This window comes from Sphingopyxis sp. BE259, assembly GCF_031457495.1.
In the GTDB taxonomy this organism is placed as follows: Bacteria; Pseudomonadota; Alphaproteobacteria; order Sphingomonadales; family Sphingomonadaceae; genus Sphingopyxis.
In genome coordinates this window covers 1,543,491-1,559,341 of record NZ_JAVDWM010000001.1, presented here as the reverse complement: position 1 = coordinate 1,559,341, position 15,851 = coordinate 1,543,491, and the positions used below count along the sequence as shown (strand labels likewise).

At 63.9% G+C, this 15,851-nt stretch carries 17 protein-coding genes; 6 read left to right on the top strand and 11 right to left on the bottom strand.

The genetic code is table 11. The features are described 5' to 3' along the window. Positions 1-51: 51 nt before the first annotated feature. Both rdgB and rph read right to left on the bottom strand, forming a co-directional pair. A complete protein-coding gene (gene rdgB / locus J2X44_RS07595; protein ID WP_310088915.1) occupies positions 52-678 on the bottom strand; it encodes an RdgB/HAM1 family non-canonical purine NTP pyrophosphatase in 627 nt (208 codons plus the stop codon). Between the two features lie 118 nt (positions 679-796). Further along, positions 797-1,513, bottom strand: a complete 717-nt coding sequence (gene rph / locus J2X44_RS07590) for a ribonuclease PH (RefSeq protein ID WP_310088914.1) — start codon at positions 1,511-1,513, stop codon at positions 797-799. A 235-nt stretch (positions 1,514-1,748) separates the two neighbouring features. Here rph and hrcA point away from each other — a divergent pair, with 235 nt between their 5' ends. After that, entirely contained in the window at positions 1,749-2,792 is a 1,044-nt protein-coding gene (gene hrcA / locus J2X44_RS07585) for a heat-inducible transcriptional repressor HrcA (RefSeq protein ID WP_310088913.1), read from the top strand. A gap of 4 nt (positions 2,793-2,796) precedes the next feature. Further along, on the top strand, positions 2,797-3,357 hold the full coding sequence (gene grpE / locus J2X44_RS07580; protein ID WP_310088912.1) for a nucleotide exchange factor GrpE: 561 nt from the start codon (positions 2,797-2,799) through the stop codon (positions 3,355-3,357). Between the two features lie 127 nt (positions 3,358-3,484). On the opposite strand, the gene def is transcribed toward grpE, so the two are convergent. Genes def through recR form a run of 3 tightly spaced genes read right to left on the bottom strand, consistent with a single transcriptional unit; the run spans position 3,485 to position 4,822 of the window. Continuing rightward, positions 3,485-4,018 (bottom strand): peptide deformylase, encoded by a 534-nt coding sequence (gene def, locus J2X44_RS07575; protein ID WP_310088911.1) that lies wholly within the window; start codon positions 4,016-4,018, stop codon positions 3,485-3,487. A gap of 31 nt (positions 4,019-4,049) precedes the next feature. Next, a complete protein-coding gene (locus J2X44_RS17605) occupies positions 4,050-4,223 on the bottom strand; it encodes a zinc ribbon domain-containing protein (RefSeq protein ID WP_405053348.1) in 174 nt (57 codons plus the stop codon). A gap of 2 nt (positions 4,224-4,225) precedes the next feature. Next, positions 4,226-4,822 (bottom strand): recombination mediator RecR, encoded by a 597-nt coding sequence (recR, locus tag J2X44_RS07570; protein WP_039579914.1) that lies wholly within the window; start codon positions 4,820-4,822, stop codon positions 4,226-4,228. 208 nt (positions 4,823-5,030) lie between these two features. Here recR and fmt point away from each other — a divergent pair, with 208 nt between their 5' ends. The 3 genes from fmt (at position 5,031) to J2X44_RS07555 (ending at position 8,059) form a co-directional block, all read left to right on the top strand. Next, positions 5,031-5,951, top strand: a complete 921-nt coding sequence (gene fmt, locus J2X44_RS07565) for a methionyl-tRNA formyltransferase (RefSeq protein WP_310088910.1) — start codon at positions 5,031-5,033, stop codon at positions 5,949-5,951. Positions 5,952-6,162: 211 nt separating this feature from the next. Beyond that, the gene (truA, locus tag J2X44_RS07560; protein WP_310088909.1) at positions 6,163-6,903 is read left to right on the top strand and encodes a tRNA pseudouridine(38-40) synthase TruA; all 741 of its coding nucleotides are present in this window, start codon (positions 6,163-6,165) and stop codon (positions 6,901-6,903) included. A 244-nt stretch (positions 6,904-7,147) separates the two neighbouring features. Continuing rightward, positions 7,148-8,059 carry a DUF4189 domain-containing protein gene (locus tag J2X44_RS07555; protein ID WP_310088908.1) on the top strand — a complete coding sequence of 304 codons (912 nt, stop codon included), beginning with the start codon at positions 7,148-7,150 and terminating at the stop codon, positions 8,057-8,059. Between the two features lie 166 nt (positions 8,060-8,225). Here the strand turns inward: J2X44_RS07555 and J2X44_RS07550 are convergent, their stop codons facing one another. Continuing rightward, positions 8,226-8,753, bottom strand: a complete 528-nt coding sequence (locus J2X44_RS07550) for a CarD family transcriptional regulator (protein ID WP_293643877.1) — start codon at positions 8,751-8,753, stop codon at positions 8,226-8,228. A 302-nt stretch (positions 8,754-9,055) separates the two neighbouring features. Between J2X44_RS07550 and J2X44_RS07545 the strand changes: the two genes are divergently transcribed. Continuing rightward, positions 9,056-9,868, top strand: coding sequence for an SDR family NAD(P)-dependent oxidoreductase (locus J2X44_RS07545; RefSeq protein ID WP_310088907.1), 813 nt, complete (start codon positions 9,056-9,058; stop codon positions 9,866-9,868). A gap of 196 nt (positions 9,869-10,064) precedes the next feature. Here J2X44_RS07545 and J2X44_RS07540 read toward each other — a convergent pair whose 3' ends face one another. The 5 genes from J2X44_RS07540 to hisG all read right to left on the bottom strand — a co-directional run bounded on the left by J2X44_RS07540 (position 10,065) and on the right by hisG (position 15,832). After that, positions 10,065-12,185: a sodium-translocating pyrophosphatase gene (locus J2X44_RS07540; RefSeq protein WP_405053347.1), complete on the bottom strand. Its 2,121-nt coding sequence runs from the start codon at positions 12,183-12,185 to the stop codon at positions 10,065-10,067. Between the two features lie 179 nt (positions 12,186-12,364). Continuing rightward, positions 12,365-13,294, bottom strand: coding sequence for a thiamine-phosphate kinase (thiL, locus tag J2X44_RS07535; protein WP_310088906.1), 930 nt, complete (start codon positions 13,292-13,294; stop codon positions 12,365-12,367). Between the two features lie 139 nt (positions 13,295-13,433). After that, positions 13,434-13,886 carry a transcription antitermination factor NusB gene (gene nusB, locus J2X44_RS07530; RefSeq protein WP_310088905.1) on the bottom strand — a complete coding sequence of 151 codons (453 nt, stop codon included), beginning with the start codon at positions 13,884-13,886 and terminating at the stop codon, positions 13,434-13,436. Positions 13,887-13,896: 10 nt separating this feature from the next. Beyond that, positions 13,897-15,189, bottom strand: coding sequence for a histidinol dehydrogenase (gene hisD, locus J2X44_RS07525; RefSeq protein WP_310088904.1), 1,293 nt, complete (start codon positions 15,187-15,189; stop codon positions 13,897-13,899). Then, positions 15,176-15,832: an ATP phosphoribosyltransferase gene (gene hisG / locus J2X44_RS07520; RefSeq protein WP_310088903.1), complete on the bottom strand. Its 657-nt coding sequence runs from the start codon at positions 15,830-15,832 to the stop codon at positions 15,176-15,178. Before hisG ends, hisD begins: the two co-directional genes overlap by 14 nt. Positions 15,833-15,851: the final 19 nt, after the last annotated feature.

Below are 15,851 nucleotides of genomic sequence, written 5' to 3'. Positions count from 1 at the left end.
CAGGGCCGATGGCGACCCCGGATCAAGTCCGGGGTGACGAATATCTCGACGTTAAAACACCCCCGCCACCAGCTTGGCAAACGCATCGGCGCGGTGGCTGATCGCGTGCTTTTCCGCCGGATCTATTTCGGCGTAAGTCAGTGTGTTACCAGTCGAAATAAACACCGGATCATAGCCGAACCCCAGCAACCCACGCGGCGGCCAGGTCAGGCTACCCTGCGCGCGTCCCTCGAATAGCTCGGCATGCCCATCGGGCCAGGCGAGCGCGAGGGTGCAGACGAAACAGGCGCTGCGGTCGACGTCCGGCCCCTGCTCGGCGAGCAGCCCCTCGACCTTGCCCATCGCCATATACCAGTCACGACCGGGCGGTCCCTCAAACGTCTGCCGTTCGGCCCAGTCGGCGGTGTAAACCCCCGGGCGCCCGCCCAGCGCGGCAACTTCGAGGCCGCTATCGTCGGCGAGCGCGGGTAGTCCCGCCGCCGACGCGCTCGCATGCGCTTTCAGCAGCGCGTTCTCACGGAACGTCGTTCCGGTTTCCTCGGGCTCGGGCAAGCCCAAGTCGCCCGCCGACACCGGCTCGATGCCGAACGGTTCGAGCAGCGCCCGAATCTCGCGCACCTTGCCCGCATTGTGGCTCGCGATGACGAGTTTACCGGGGGTGAGTTTGCGATGGGTCATGATGCTACTTCCAATTCATCGTCATGCCGGACTTGATCCGGCATCCATAACTGCGGCGGCGTCATGGACCCCGGATCAAGTCCGGGGTGACGAAGCTGATTACCTATCCGCTGCCCAATTACCGCCCCGTCGCCTTGTCCTGCGCCGCAAAAATCTCGCCGCAGCCGATGCGCGCCAACCGCAGCAACCGCAGCAAGCCTTCCTCGTCATAGGTTGCACCCTCGGCGCTCGCCTGCACTTCGACGATCTGGCCGCGGCCGGTCAGCACAAAATTGCCGTCGGCCTCGGCGACCGAATCCTCGTCATAATCCAGGTCGAGCACCGGAGTGCCGTTGTAAATGCCGCACGAAATCGCGCCGACCTTGTCGACGATCGGATCCTCGGCAATTGCCTTGCTTTCGAGCAAGGTATCGACCGCAAGCCGCAGCGCGACCCACGCGCCCGAAATCGACGCGGTGCGGGTGCCGCCGTCGGCCTGGATCACGTCACAATCGATGACGATCTGGCGCTCGCCCAGCTTTTTCATATCGACTACGGCGCGCAAGCTACGTCCGATAAGCCGCTGAATTTCCTGCGTCCGGCCCGACTGCTTGCCCTTTGCCGCTTCGCGGCTGCCGCGGGTGTGCGTCGCGCGGGGCAGCATGCCATATTCGGCGGTGACCCACCCCTGCCCCTTGCCGCGCAGGAACGGCGGCACCTTTTCGTCGACGCTGGCGGTCACCAGCACCTTCGTGTTGCCAAAGCTGACCAAAACACTGCCTTCGGCATGGATGGTGAAGGCGGTTTCGATGGCGATGGGGCGCATCTGATCGGGGGCGCGGCCGGATGGGCGCATGGGGGATTCTCCTGTGATTGTGTGCCGCGCGCTTAGCGGTGAAGCGAGGCGAGCGCAAACCTGATCCTCCCCATCGACTTGCGATGGGGAGGGGGACCGCCGCCGCAGGCGGTGGTGGAGGGGCAGCAACGTCGCGGCCCCTCCGTCAGCCCTGCGGGCTGCCACCTCCCCATCGCAAGTCGATGGGGAGGATCGTCCGCTTGCCCCCACGCCCCCGCGTCCCTAAATCCCCACCATGACCACCGCGCCGATCACCGAACTCACCACGCGCGCCCGTGACGTGTTCCGGCTGGTCGTCGATGCCTATCTGGAAACGGGCCAGCCGGTCGGGTCGCGCACCCTGTCCAAACTCGCGGCGCTTAACCTGTCTCCTGCCTCGATCCGCAATGTGATGCAGGATCTGGAGGAATATGGCCTGCTCGCCAGCCCGCACACCAGCGCGGGGCGCCTGCCGACCGAACAAGGGCTGCGGCTGTTCGTCGACGGGATGATGCAGGTCGCCGAACCGAGCGCCGAGGACCGCGCCCAGATCGAGGCGAGCCTGTCCGACCCCGGTCCGATCGAAAGCGCGCTGGCGCAGGCGACATCGGCGCTGTCCGGGCTGTCGGCGTGCGCCGGACTTGTGCTCGTCCCCAAGCATGAGCGTATCCTGAAACAGGTCGCCTTTGTGCCGCTGTCCGACGCACAGGCGCTCGTCGTGCTCGTCGCGGGCGACGGCGCGGTCGAGAACCGCGTCATCGACACCCCGCCCGGTCTGGACCCGTCGGCACTGGTCGAGGCGGGCAATTATATCAGCGCGATGCTGGCGGGCCTGACTCTGACCGAAGCGATGGCGCGGGTGCGCCACGAGATCGAGGCCGAGCGCATCGCGATCGACCGCGCCGCGCAGGATCTTGTGTCGCGCGGGCTCGCGATCTGGTCGTCGGACGGCGCCGACCGCCCGGTGCTGATCGTGCGCGGGCAGGCCAATCTGCTCGACGACAGCGCGGTCGGCGACCTCGACCGGGTGCGGCAATTGCTCGACGAGCTCGAAACCAAACAGGACATTGCGCAATTGCTCGACAGCGCGCGCGACGGCAGCGCGACCCGGATTTTCATCGGGTCGGAAAATAAATTATTCTCGCTTTCGGGCTCTTCCGTGATAGCGGCGCCCTATCGCGGATCGGACGGGCGCGTGGTCGGCGTGGTCGGGGTTATCGGCCCCACCCGCTTGAACTATGCCCGCATCGTTCCCATGGTGGATTTCACCGCACAATCACTCTCCAGACTGATACGATAGGTTTATGACGAACATCGAAAATGACACCCCGGTCGACGACAGCGCGACCCCAGAAGCCGCAACCGCAACCGACGCCCCCGAAGCGGCTGCGCCCGAGAATGACGAAGTCGCCCAGCTGCACGAACAGCTGGCTGCGGTGCAGCAAGACCTGCTCTATGCGCGCGCCGAGACGCAGAATCTGGGTCGCCGCAAGGAAAAGGAAATTGCCGACGCGCACGCCTATGCCGCGACCAAATTTGCGCGCGACATCTTGTCGGTCGCCGACAACCTGGGCCGCGCGCTCGCCGCGCTCAGCGACGAACAGCGCGCATCGGATGCGATCAAGCCGCTGATCACCGGGCTTGAGGCGACCGAGCGCGAATTGCTCGGCGTGTTCGAACGCAACGGCATCACCCGCATTGCGGCGATCGGCCTGCCGCTCGACCCCAACCAGCATCAGGCGATGCTGGAGATCCCGAGCAGCGACGCCGAACCCGGCACGATCGTGCAGGAAATGCAGGCGGGCTATATGATGAAGGACCGGTTGCTGCGCCCGGCGATGGTCGCGGTGGCGAAGGCGGGGTAATAAATCGTCATTGCGAGGAGCCGAAGGTGACGCGGCAATCTCCAGCTATCGGAACGCGCGGCCGATAACTGGAGATTGCCGCGTCGCTACGCTCCTCGCAATGACAGGCTAGCCTAGCGATGACGGGCTAAGCCGCCTTCCGCATCTTCATCAGCTTCTTCAGCACCATCTCGCGCTTCAGCCGCGACAGATGGTCGATGAAGAGGATGCCCTCCAGATGGTCGTGCTCGTGCTGGATGCACGTCGCCATCAGCCCGGTCATGCGTTCCTGATGATGTTTGCCGTCTTCGTCCTGCCAGTCGACGGTGACCTCGGCGGGGCGCGTGACATCGGCATATTGCTCGGGCACCGACAGGCAGCCTTCCGAATAGACGCTATGCTCCTCGCTCTCGTCGGAAAAGACGGGGTTGATGAACACGCGCGGCTCGCGGATCACCTTCTTGCCCTCTTCATCCTCCGGATCGGGTTCCTGCAGATCGATCACCAGGATGCGCTTCGCCACCCCGACCTGAATCGCCGCCAGCCCGATGCCGGGGGCGTCGTACATCGTCTCGAACATATCGGCGACGAGCTGCTTCAGCTCGGCATCGAAGCTCTCGACCGGCTTGGAAATGACGCGCAGCCGGGGATCCGGGGTCTCTATGATGGGTAGGATGGCCATGGGGGTCAGGTATGATTGCGGGGGCTTTGGGTCAAGAGGTAGCGATAGCCAACACAACCATAGCCAAGATCAACACAAACGATCCGACGCGCCACGGATCAAACGGCAGCTTTTCGTGTCCCGACCAGCGGTATCCGCAATGGCGACATTTGATCGCTTCCGCTTTGACGCGCTCAGCGCACTCTGGACAGCTTTTCTCGGTCATTGCTACCCCACCGGCCGTCTTGCCCGCAGCGCCTGCGCCAACGTCCCCTCATCGAGATAATCCAGCTCGCCTCCCACCGGCAGGCCATGCGCCAGCTGCGTCAACCGCACCGGATAGCCCTCCAGCCGCTCGGCCAGATAATGGGCGGTCGTCTGCCCCTCAAGTGTCGCGTTCATAGCCAGCACGACCTCGTCGATACCGCCCGCCGCGACGCGCGCGACGAGGGCGTCGATCGCCAGATCCTGCGGGCGGATGCCCTCCAGCGCCGACAATCGCCCGCCCAGCACATGATATTTGCCGGGGAACAGCCGCGACTTGTCGAGCGCCCACAGGTCCGATACTTCCTCGACCACGCACAGCGACCGCGCATCGCGGCGCGGGTCGGCGCAGATCGCGCAGGGATCGTGGGTGTCGACATTGCCGCAGATGGTGCAGGTGACCAGCCGTTCGGACACCGTCTGGAGCGCCGCGAGCAGCGGCACGAATGCAGACTCGCGCTTCTTCATCAGATGCAGCACCGCGCGCCGCGCCGACCGCGGGCCGAGGCCGGGGAGACGGGCGAGTTGCTGGACGAGGGCTTCGATTTCGGTGGAGGCCATGGGGCGGTGGTAGTGGCGCGGGGGGATACGCGCAACATCCCTTCCTTACCCCTACATCGTCACCCCGGACTTGATCCGGGGCCATGCCCACCGCGCCGCGATGGATGCCGGATCAAGCCTGTCCTGAGCCTGTCGAAGGGTCCGGCATGACGAAGAAGGCGAGCATCAATCTTGCACAACCGCCCCACCTCCGCCAAAGCCCGCACCCATGCGTATCGCCTTCATGGGAACGCCGCCCTTTGCGGTGCCGACACTCGCTGCTCTGCATGCCGCGGGGCATGACATTGCCGCGGTCTATACCCAGCCGCCGCGTCCGGCGCAGCGCGGAAAGAAATTGCAGAAAAGCCCGGTGCAGGTCTGGGCCGAAGAACACGCCCTGCCCGTCCGCACCCCGAAAAGCCTGAAGGGCGGCGACGAACAGGCCGAGTTCGCCGCGCTCGACCTCGATGTTGCGGTGGTCGCGGCTTACGGTCTGATCCTGCCGCAAGCGATCCTCGACGCCCCGCGCGAGGGCTGCCTCAACGTCCATGGATCGATCTTGCCGCGCTGGCGCGGTGCGGCGCCGGTGCAGCGCGCGATCCTGGCGGGTGACGCCGAAACGGGCGTGACGATCATGCAGATGGACGTCGGGCTCGACACCGGCGCGATGCGGCTGGTCGAGCCGACCCCGATCGGGCGCAAGACGGCGGGGGTGCTGACCCACGAACTCGCCGAAATGGGCGCGTTGATGATGCGGCGCGTGCTGAGCGACCTCCACGCCTTTCCGCCGGTGCCGCAGCCCGACGACGGCGTCACCTATGCTGCCAAGATCGACAAGAGCGAAGCGCGGCTCGATTTTCTGGTCAGCGCGGTGCAGGTCGAACGCCAGATTCGCGCGTTCAACCCGGTCCCGGGGGCATTTTTCGAGCTGGAGGCCGAGCGGTACAAGATTTTGGCCGCCGAGGTTGTCCATCCGGGAGAGACGGTGGCGGGGGCGGCGCCCGGCACGACGCTCGACGATGCCCTCACCATCGCCTGCAACCCCGGCGCAATCCGCGCGGCGCGGGTGCAGCGAGCGGGCAAGCCCGCGATGGAGGCGGGCGAATTGCTGCGCGGTCGGGGGATCGTCAAAGGGACGCGGCTATCCTGATCCCCTCTCCCATTTAGGGAGAGGGCAGCGAGACTTGCCAGCTTGCTGGCTTAGTCGCAGCGGGTGAGGGGCTGTGTGCTATCGTGACGTCACAACCCCTCACCCAGCTCCAGCTAGGCAGCAAGCTGCCAAGCTTTCGCAACCCTCTCCCTAAATGGGAGAGGGATTCGCACCTTCGACAATTTCGGATCGCAACGCTAAAGCCCTGCCCATGACCCGCTTTGCCCTCACCATCGAATATGACGGCCGCCCCTTTATGGGCTGGCAGCGGCAGGCGCATGGCCCGAGCATCCAGCAGGCGATCGAGGAAGCAATCCACCGCTTCACCGGTGAGACCGCGCAGGTGTTCAGCGCCGGACGCACCGACGCTGGCGTGCATGCCATCGCGATGCGCGCGCATGTCGACATCGAAAAGCCGCTGACCCCGTTCAAGCTGACCGAGGCGCTCAACGCGCAGCTGCGCCCCGCGCCGATCGCGATCATCGGCTGCGAGATTGTCCCCGACGACTGGCACGCGCGCTTTGCCTGTATCGGCCGGTCCTATGAATATCGCATCGTCAACCGCCGCGCCCCGCTGACATGGGACAAAGGGCTGTCGTGGCAGGTCGCGCGGCCGCTGGATGCCGATGCGATGCACGAAGCCGCGCAGCACCTCATTGGCCTGCATGATTTCACCACCTTCCGCTCGGCGCATTGCCAGTCGCAAAGTCCGGTGAAGACGCTGGATAAGCTATCGGTCAGCCGCCACGGCGAGGAACTGATCATCGAGGCAGCGGCGCGCAGCTTCCTCCATCATCAGGTGCGATCAATGGTCGGATGTCTGGCGTTGGTCGGCTATGGCAAATGGTCGGCGGCGGACTTGAAGGCGGCGCTGGCGGCGGCGGACCGAAACGCGCTGGGACTGAATGCCCCGCCGGATGGGCTTTATTTTGTGAGTGCGGATTATCCCTGACCGGACGGGTCGATCAAACAGGAATGCTGCGACATGCCGCGGGCTATGAGCAAATTGCGTTGGTCGGCCTCGATGTCTGGCATGATTTTTTACTGCATCTCTGGCAGCTAGCGGATGAAACCTAACCCGCTCCTTCAACGCACCAGTACCATATTTAGATTTTACCAATGATATGGCGGATTAGGCTTCCCAAAAATTTGGGGGCGCTTTGTGGCGATGAGTATCGAATAGGAAAATTGTGCGCATGCGTCATTTCAGATTCGCCCGATCGGTGGGCCTTGCCGTGTTCGTCGCCCTGATTGGTACCCTATGCCTTTCGGTACCGGCGAACGCAGAAGGACGCTGTCCACCCGGCTTTTACCCGACCGGTGGTGCCGATGTCGGCTGGTTTGCATGTGCCCCCATGGGCCCGGCGGACGGCAATCCGCAAGGCGAACCCGACTCGGCGCCTGGACCGATACCCGACGCATTCATGTCCGTTATCGCGCACCCCGACACGTCGGTGCTGTGGGCGACATCGGGTTATGACAGTGGTCCGGCTGCCGACAAAGCCGCTTTGCAAGCGTGTCAAAGACAGATGGGCAAAGGATGCTATGCCCTGTACGGGGGCTACAACGCGTTCGTCATCGTGGTGGCGCAGGACATTATTGGACATGCCTTTGCCGCAGGTGACGTCAATAACGAAGTTGCTCGTTCAAAAGCTCTGGCATCTTGTCAGCAACAAAGTGTTGGCTGCGAGATTACCAAGACTTTCTTCAACAGCACAGGTCCAAAGGACAGCTTCCCGAAGTTCATCCCGTTAAACCGAAAATATGCCGTCGTCGCTTGGACGAAAGCGACAGTGCCGGCATGGCGGTGGAAAACATGGCTTGTTTCAGGCATCAGCGGGTTGGACGCGGCTGTCGACGCCGCCGTCAAGCGGTGTGCGGCTGACACAGGTATGGAATGCGTGCTCGGCCAGTACAGCGGGTCGGGCATACTCGTACATTTTGCCGACAACGTCGGCGCAACCTACTGGACCGATGCCGCCAATGCGGCAGCGGCCACCAAACGTGTTGCCCTCAATTGTCCGAAAGGGCGACAATGTCGCATCATCGGAACCTATGCAGCAGATCAACCGCAGACGTCGATTATTGACGAAGACCGAATGAAATAACCGTCCAGCACGGCAGCATGAGCGCCTGAACGACGTCCACCACGCAGGTGGAAGGCGGATACTGCCGAACGTCAGCCGGTCTACTGTTCGGCATAGGAATCAGATGGCAGAATCAAAAAGGGCGGTTCTTTCGAACCGCCCTTCCCTTTATCCCGAAGCCCGCAGCTTACACCTTTTCGGCGTAATACAGCGGCGCATGTTCGTTCAGAATCTGCAGGATCTTCGCCTGCGCAGTCTTTTCGTCGCTTTCTTCCATCGCGCCCAATTCGCGCGCGAGGCGGCTCGACGCCGCTTCAAAGATCTGGCGTTCCGAATAGCTCTGCTCGGGCTGGTCGTCGGCGCGGAACAGGTCGCGGGTCACTTCGGCGATCGAAACCAGGTCGCCCGAATTGATCTTCGCTTCATATTCCTGCGCGCGGCGCGACCACATGGTGCGCTTGACCTTCGGCTTGGTGGTCAGCACCTGCAGTGCTTCCTTCAGCGTCTTATCCGACGACAGCTTGCGCATCCCCACGCCTTCGGCCTTGTTCGTCGGCACGCGAAGGGTCATTTTTTCCTTTTCGAAGCGCAGGACATAAAGTTCGAGCTGCATCCCGGCGATTTCCGATTTCTGCAACTCGATGACGCGCCCCACGCCATGTTTGGGATAAACGACATAATCACCGACTTCGAACAAGAGCGTGTTCACGGACATGCAAATTCCTTTTGTTGTGCCTTGACCCCGATCTGAAACTGCGACAACAGCGGCGCATCCCGCCCTCTAGCCAAGGGGGATTTGCAATCGCTCGGCGCTAGCCAGTCAGAGTGACAAGGGATATGGCTCCATCGGAACGCCGTGACATACCCCAGCCAGCGACAGGCAGAGGCAGAATGTCGGCGCGTTGATATTTATTATAACAGATTCGCAACAAAATTGCCACCCCCGCGCGGCACGGCGCCTTGACGCCATCCTGTTGCAGTTTCACCTTGGCACGAAAGCAGTGACAGGGAGCGGATATGAACGGTCAAATCTGGTGGATCACGGGCGCTTCGTCGGGAATCGGCGCGGCGCTGGCGCGGGCGCTCGCGGCGCGCGGGGCAAAGCTGATCCTGTCGGGGCGCAACATTGCGGCACTGGAAGCGGTCGCGAAGGATTGCGGCGCCGGAACGATGATATTGCCGTTCGAGGCAACCGACTATGCCGCCCTGCCCGTCATCGTGCAGCAGGCGTGGAACTGGTGCGGGCGCATCGACGGGCTGGTCAACAATGCCGGGATTTCGCAGCGCAGCCTGGCGATCGACACCGACTTTGCCGTCTATGAGCGGATCGTCGCGGTCGATCTGCTCGCCCCGATCGCGCTGACCCAGCGACTATTACCGCTTATGATCGGCGCGGGCGGCGGCCAGATCATTGCCATATCCAGCGTCGCGGGGATCGCCGGGGTGCCGCTGCGTAGCGCCTATTGCGCGGCCAAGCACGGCCTGATCGGCTACCACGACAGCGTCCGCGCAGAGAATGAGCATCTGGGGTTGAAGGTGCTCGTCGTCGCGCCGGGGTCGGTGCAGACCAACGTCAGCCGCAACGCGCTCAATGCCGACGGCAGCGTCCGCGGGACAAGCGACGCCGCGATCGACAACGGCCTGTCCCCCGACTTCGCCGCCGCGCAGATGTTGGCGGCGGTCGATGCAGGGACGCGCGAGCTGGTGTTGGCGGAAGGCGCCGAGGCGGCGATCGCAGCGCTGCGGCGGGGCGATCCCGATGCGCTATTCGACCGGATGAGCGCGATGGTGCAGGCGGGCTATGCCGCGCAGATGAAGGCAGGTCGGTAGCGCCTATCCGTTCGTCCTGAGGAGCCATCGAGCTTGTCGAAATGGCGTCTCGAAGGACCGCAAACGTCGCAGTCCTTCGAGACGGGTCTTCGACAAGCTCAGCCCCTCCTCAGGACAAACGGTTGACCGGAGTATGATAAAAGCCCCGCCGGATCACTCCGGCGGGGCTTATCTTTGCCCGCACAGGACGCGCAGCTTACGCCGCGCCGTGTGCCAGTGCCGCGAGGAGCAGGATTGCCACGATGTTGGTGATCTTGATCATCGGGTTGACCGCCGGACCCGCGGTATCCTTGTACGGATCGCCGACAGTGTCGCCGGTCACCGCAGCTTTATGGGCCTCGCTGCCCTTGCCGCCGTGGTTGCCGTCCTCAATATATTTCTTGGCATTGTCCCATGCGCCGCCGCCCGAGGTCATCGAGATCGCGACGAACAGACCGCCGACGATGACGCCGAGCAGGAGCGCGCCGAGCGCTTCGAGCGCCGCCGCCGGACCCGCAACGCCGCGGATCACGAAATAGACGACGATCGGAGCGAGAACCGGCAGCAACGACGGAATGATCATTTCCTTGATCGCCGCCTTGGTCACCAGATCGACGGTGCGCGCATAGTCGGGCTTGCTCTCATAGGTCATGATGCCCGGGTTGTTCTTGAACTGCTCGCGAACATCCTTGACGACTTCGCCCGCCGCACGGCCGACCGCGGTCATGCCGAACGCCCCGAACAGATACGGCAGCAAGGCACCGAGCAGCAGCCCGACGATGACATAGGGCGACGACAGCGAGAAGGTCAGCGGCTCGGTCAGACCCAGCTTCGCCGAATATTCGGTGATGTCAGCGGTGTAGGTGCCGAACAGCACCAGCGCCGCCAGACCCGCCGACCCGATCGCATAACCCTTGGTCACCGCCTTCGTAGTGTTGCCCACGGCGTCGAGAAGGTCGGTCTTTTCACGAACCGAATCGTCGAGGCCCGCCATTTCGGCGATGCCGCCGGCGTTGTCGGTGACGGGACCATAAGCATCGAGCGCAACGACCATGCCGGCCAGTGCCAACATCGCGGTGGCGGCAAAGGCGATGCCGACGATTCCTGCGATCTGGAATGCGGCGATGATGCCAACGCAGATGACGAGGGTCGGCAGCGCGGTCGATTCCAGGCTGATCGCCAGACCCTGGATGACGTTGGTGCCATGGCCCGTTTCCGACGCCTTGGCGATCGAGCGGACCGGACGATAGTTGGTGCCGGTATAATATTCGGTGATCCAGATGATCAGGCCGGTCACGACGAGCCCGAGCAGCGAGCAATAGAAGAGGTCACTGCCGTTGAACGTCTGACCGGTCACATCGGTGCTCATGTCGCCCTGGAGGACATAGCTGGTGGCGAACCAGATCGCCGGGATCGACAGGACGGCAGTGACCAGGAAGCCCTTGTACATCGCGCCCATGACATTCTTGCCGCCGCCAAGACGGACGAAATAGGTCCCGATGATCGACGTGATGATGCAGACGCCGCCCATCAGCAGCGGCAGGCTCATCAACGGGAGCAGCTGGTCGCCCGCGCTCTTGAGCAGCAGCGCCATCAGCACCATGGTGGCGCCGACGGTGACGACATAGGTTTCGAACAGATCGGCGGCCATACCAGCGCAGTCGCCGACATTGTCACCGACGTTATCAGCGATCACCGCAGGGTTGCGTGGATCGTCTTCGGGGATTCCGGCCTCGACCTTGCCGACCAGGTCGGCGCCGACGTCGGCGGCCTTGGTAAAGATACCGCCGCCGAGACGCGCAAAGATCGAGATCAGCGAGGCGCCGAAGGCCAGCGCGACGAGCGCGTCGACAACGGTGCGATCCTCACCGCCAACGGTGAACCCACCCGGGCCGATCAGATACCAGAAAAAGACCGAGATCGCGAGCAGGGCAAGGCCCGCCACCAGCATGCCGGTAATCGCGCCGGCGCGGAACGCCATGGTCAGGCCGGCTTGCAGCCCGGTCTGCGCCGCCGCCGCGGTGCGGACATTGGCTTTGACCGAGATGTTCATCCCGATATACCCGGCGACCCCCGAAAGCACGGCGCCGATGACGAAACCGGTTGCCGAAATCGCGCCGAGGAAAATCCCGACCAGAATGGCGACAACGACGCCGACGATGGCGATGGTGCGATATTGGCGGCCCAGATAGGCCTTGGCGCCTTCCTGAATGGCGGCGGCAATTTCCTGCATCTTATCATTACCAGCCGAAGCGCTGAGCACCTGGCGCGAGGTAATGAAGCCATAGAGCACGGCGATAAGGCCGCACGCTATCGCGATCATAACCGGATCAATCATGAATTTCCTTCCCCATAGAGCGGGGCGGACCCAGGTGAACAATCGAGCACGTCCGACTTATGATTGCCGGTTCGCCCTCTCCCCTGATGCGACCGCCCCTAAAATTGGACGCCGCGTTATGGGAAGAAAGAAAGCCAAGGGCAACCCCGGTTTTTCGGCACTTTTGTAACGCTTTCGCGTCAGTGTGTGAAACCGAGACGCTCGGGCAGCGCGATGCGCTGGGCGCGATGGGTCAGCAATATTCCCTCGCCTACCCCGGCATGGCCGATCGGCGTCGCCGCGATATTGAGTCCCGCCGCAATCTCGCGGATCGCGCCTGCCGCGCCGGGATCGGCGGCAAATAACAGCTGGTAATCGTCGCCCGCGGTCGCCGCGGCGAGGCGGGTGTCGATCACATCGGGCCGCACCGCAAGCAGCGCCGCCGACAGCGGCACTGCCTCCAGCATCACGACGAACTGACACCCGCTGGCGTCCGCCATCCGCTGCGCGTCGATCAGCAGCCCATCCGACACGTCCATCATCGCATGGACGTGCGGCACCAACGCCTGCCCGCACGTCAAAAGCGGCTGCGGGCGGCTGTAGGCGGCCAGGCAGGTCTCGTTGGGGTCAACCTGCCCCAGCCGCATCGCCAGCCCCAGTCCGGCGTTGCCGATCGATCCGGTGACCCACAATTGGTCGCCCGGCCGTGCCCCACTCCGCGCCGGCGCTCCGCCCGGCGGCGCCCGGCCGATCGCGGTCAGCGCGAAACTGCGCGGCGCCCCGGCGGGCACTCGCACGGTATCGCCGCCGAGCAGAATGACGCCAAAGCGGCGCAGCGCTACATCAAGCCCATCGACAAAGGCGGCGTCCCAGGCGTCGTCGCCCAGGCTGTACCCAACGAGCACGCCGACCGGCGCCGCGCCCTTGGCGGCCAGATCCGACAAGTTCACCGCAACCAGTTTCCACGCCACATCCTGCGGTGTGTCGTCGGGCAGGAAGTGGATACCCTCGACGATCATGTCGTGGGTGAGGACCAGCCCTTCCCACTCGGCGGCATCATCGGCCAGGCCACGGGCGGCAGGGTCGGTGGCAATGGCGCGCAGGCGAGCGATGAAATCGTTTTCGGACAACGCCAACCCTTCTCCGTTCGCCCTGAGCTTGTCGAAGCCCGTCCTGAGCTTCGTCGAAGGGGGCCGCTCTTCCTTTTACCTCCTAACAGAAAAAGGACGGTCCTTCGACAAGCTCTGGACGAACGGCTTTTGGGAAGCGTCAGTTGGCGGCCCGCACATCCTTGCCGATTGCGTCGAGCAGCCCATTGGCGAACCCCGCCTCCCGCGCGTCGAAAAATGCCTTCGCCACATCGACATATTCACTGACCACCGCGCCGACCGGCACGTCGCCGCGCGCGATCAATTCATAAGCACCGGCGCGCAGGATCGCTTTCATCGTGCGGTCAAGCCGGTCCATCGACCAGCCGCTGGCCAGCCGCGCCACAATCGCCGCGTCAATCTCGTCGGCGCGCGCCAGCGTGCCTTTGACGATGTCGTCAAAGAAAGCGACGTCGGCTTCGGCATATTCAGCGTCCTCGATCGTCGCGCCGATGCGGTGCTGGTGAAATTCATGGATCAGCTTGGCGAGCGGGGTCGCCTCCATCTCGTGCTGATAGAGCGCCTGGACGGCGGCGAGACGGGCGGCGGAGCGGGATTGGGCGCGTTTGTTCATGGTTCTTTTCTTATCTGAGACGCTGGCTGACCGAAAGCGCATGAGCCGGCAGCCCTTCGGCCCCGGCCAGCGCGACCGCGGCGGGGCCGATCGCAGCAAGGCTGGCGTCATCGAGCGCCAGAAAACTGGTGCGCTTCATGAAATCGCTGACTGACAGCCCGCTGGAAAAACGCGCGCGGCGACCGGTTGGCAGCACGTGATTGGGACCGGCGACATAATCGCCGATCGCCTCGGGGGTCTGGCGACCAAGAAAGACCGAACCGGCATGGCGCACTTTGGCAAATAGTGCGTCGGCTTCTTCAGTATCGACCGCGAGTTCGAGATGTTCGGGCGCGAGCCGGTCGCAAAGCGGGATTGCGTTGGCCAGCGTCGCAACGATGACAATGGCACCATTGGCATCCCAGCTATCGCGCATCGTTGCGGCTGTGCTCAGCGTCGGGATGACTGCATCGACCGCCGCCGCAACCGCGTCGGCAAAATCACCGTCATCGGTGAACAGAATCGACTGGCTGGTTGGATCATGTTCGGCTTGGCTCAAGAGGTCGGCGGCGATGATGCGCGCGTCGTTTTTTCCATCCGCGACCACGACGATCTCGCTCGGCCCTGCAACCATGTCGATGCCGACGACGCCATACACCTGCCGCTTCGCTTCGGCGACCCACGCGTTGCCGGGACCTGTGACGACATCGACCGGTGCGATTTTCTCGGTACCATAGGCCAGCGCCGCCACCGCCTGCGCCCCGCCGATGCGCCAGATTTCATCGACCCCGCCAATATGCGCCGCGGCCATCACGACCGGGTTGATTTCGCCGCCCGGGGTCGGGGTCATCATCACGATACGACCAACCCCCGCGACTTTGGCGGGCAGGATGTTCATCAGCACCGACGACGGATAGGCGGCGCGGCCGCCGGGAACATAGACGCCCGCGGCATCGACCGCATTCCAGCGCGCGCCCAGCCGGGCGCCGGTGCCGTCGCGATAGTCGCGGTCCTCGGGCAATTGCGCGGCGTGATAGGCGCGGATGCGGTCGGCAGCGAGGTTGAGCGCATCGCGGAGGTCGGGCGCCAGCGCTTCGTAGGCCGCGGCGCATTCATCCTTGGAGATGCTCCAGCCGCTCGTGTTGAGATCGAACTTGTCAAACTTGGCGGTATAGTCTGCGAGCGCCGCATCGCCCTCACCTTTCACCCGCGCGATGATCGCCGCGACGTCCGCCGAAACATCCGAATCGCTCTCGCGCCGATCGTTGACCAGCGCGTCGAACGCGGCCGCAAAGCCGGGCGTGGAGGCGTCAAGCCGCCGCATCGCCGACCGCCTGACGGAAGCGTTCAACAAGGGCGGGCACCTCGGCCGAGCGCAGCTTGAACGCGGCGCGATTGACGATCAGCCGCGCCGATACGTCGCTGATGATCACTTGCTCGGCGAGCGCGTTCTCGACCAGCGTCCGCCCGGTCGAAACCAGGTCGACGATGTGCGACGCAAGCCCCAGTTTCGGAGCAATCTCCATCGCCCCGTTCAGCTTGATGCATTCGGCCTGGATGCCCTGCGCCGCAAACCAGCGGCGGGTCGTCGCCGGATATTTGGTCGCAACGCGGATGTGGCTTTCACCCATTCCCGGGGGCGCGCTGCCCTCCGGTCCCGCAAGCGACAGACGGCAATGACCGATGCCCAGATCGACCGGCGCATAAAGCTCGCTGTAGTCGAACTCGTCGACGACGTCCGACCCGACGATGCCGAGCAGCGCCGCACCATGCGCAACAAAGGTCGCGACGTCGAAGGCGCGGACGCGGATCAGCGAAATATGCGGCTGGTTCGTCGCGAACACCAGCGCTCGGCTGCTCTTGTCGAAGAAATCGGCCGCGGGCTCGATCCCGACGCGCGCCAGCAACGGCAGAGCCTCGTCGAGGATGCGTCCCTTGGGGATGGCAAAGATGATCGGTTCGGGCATAAGCGTCGCGCACATAGGT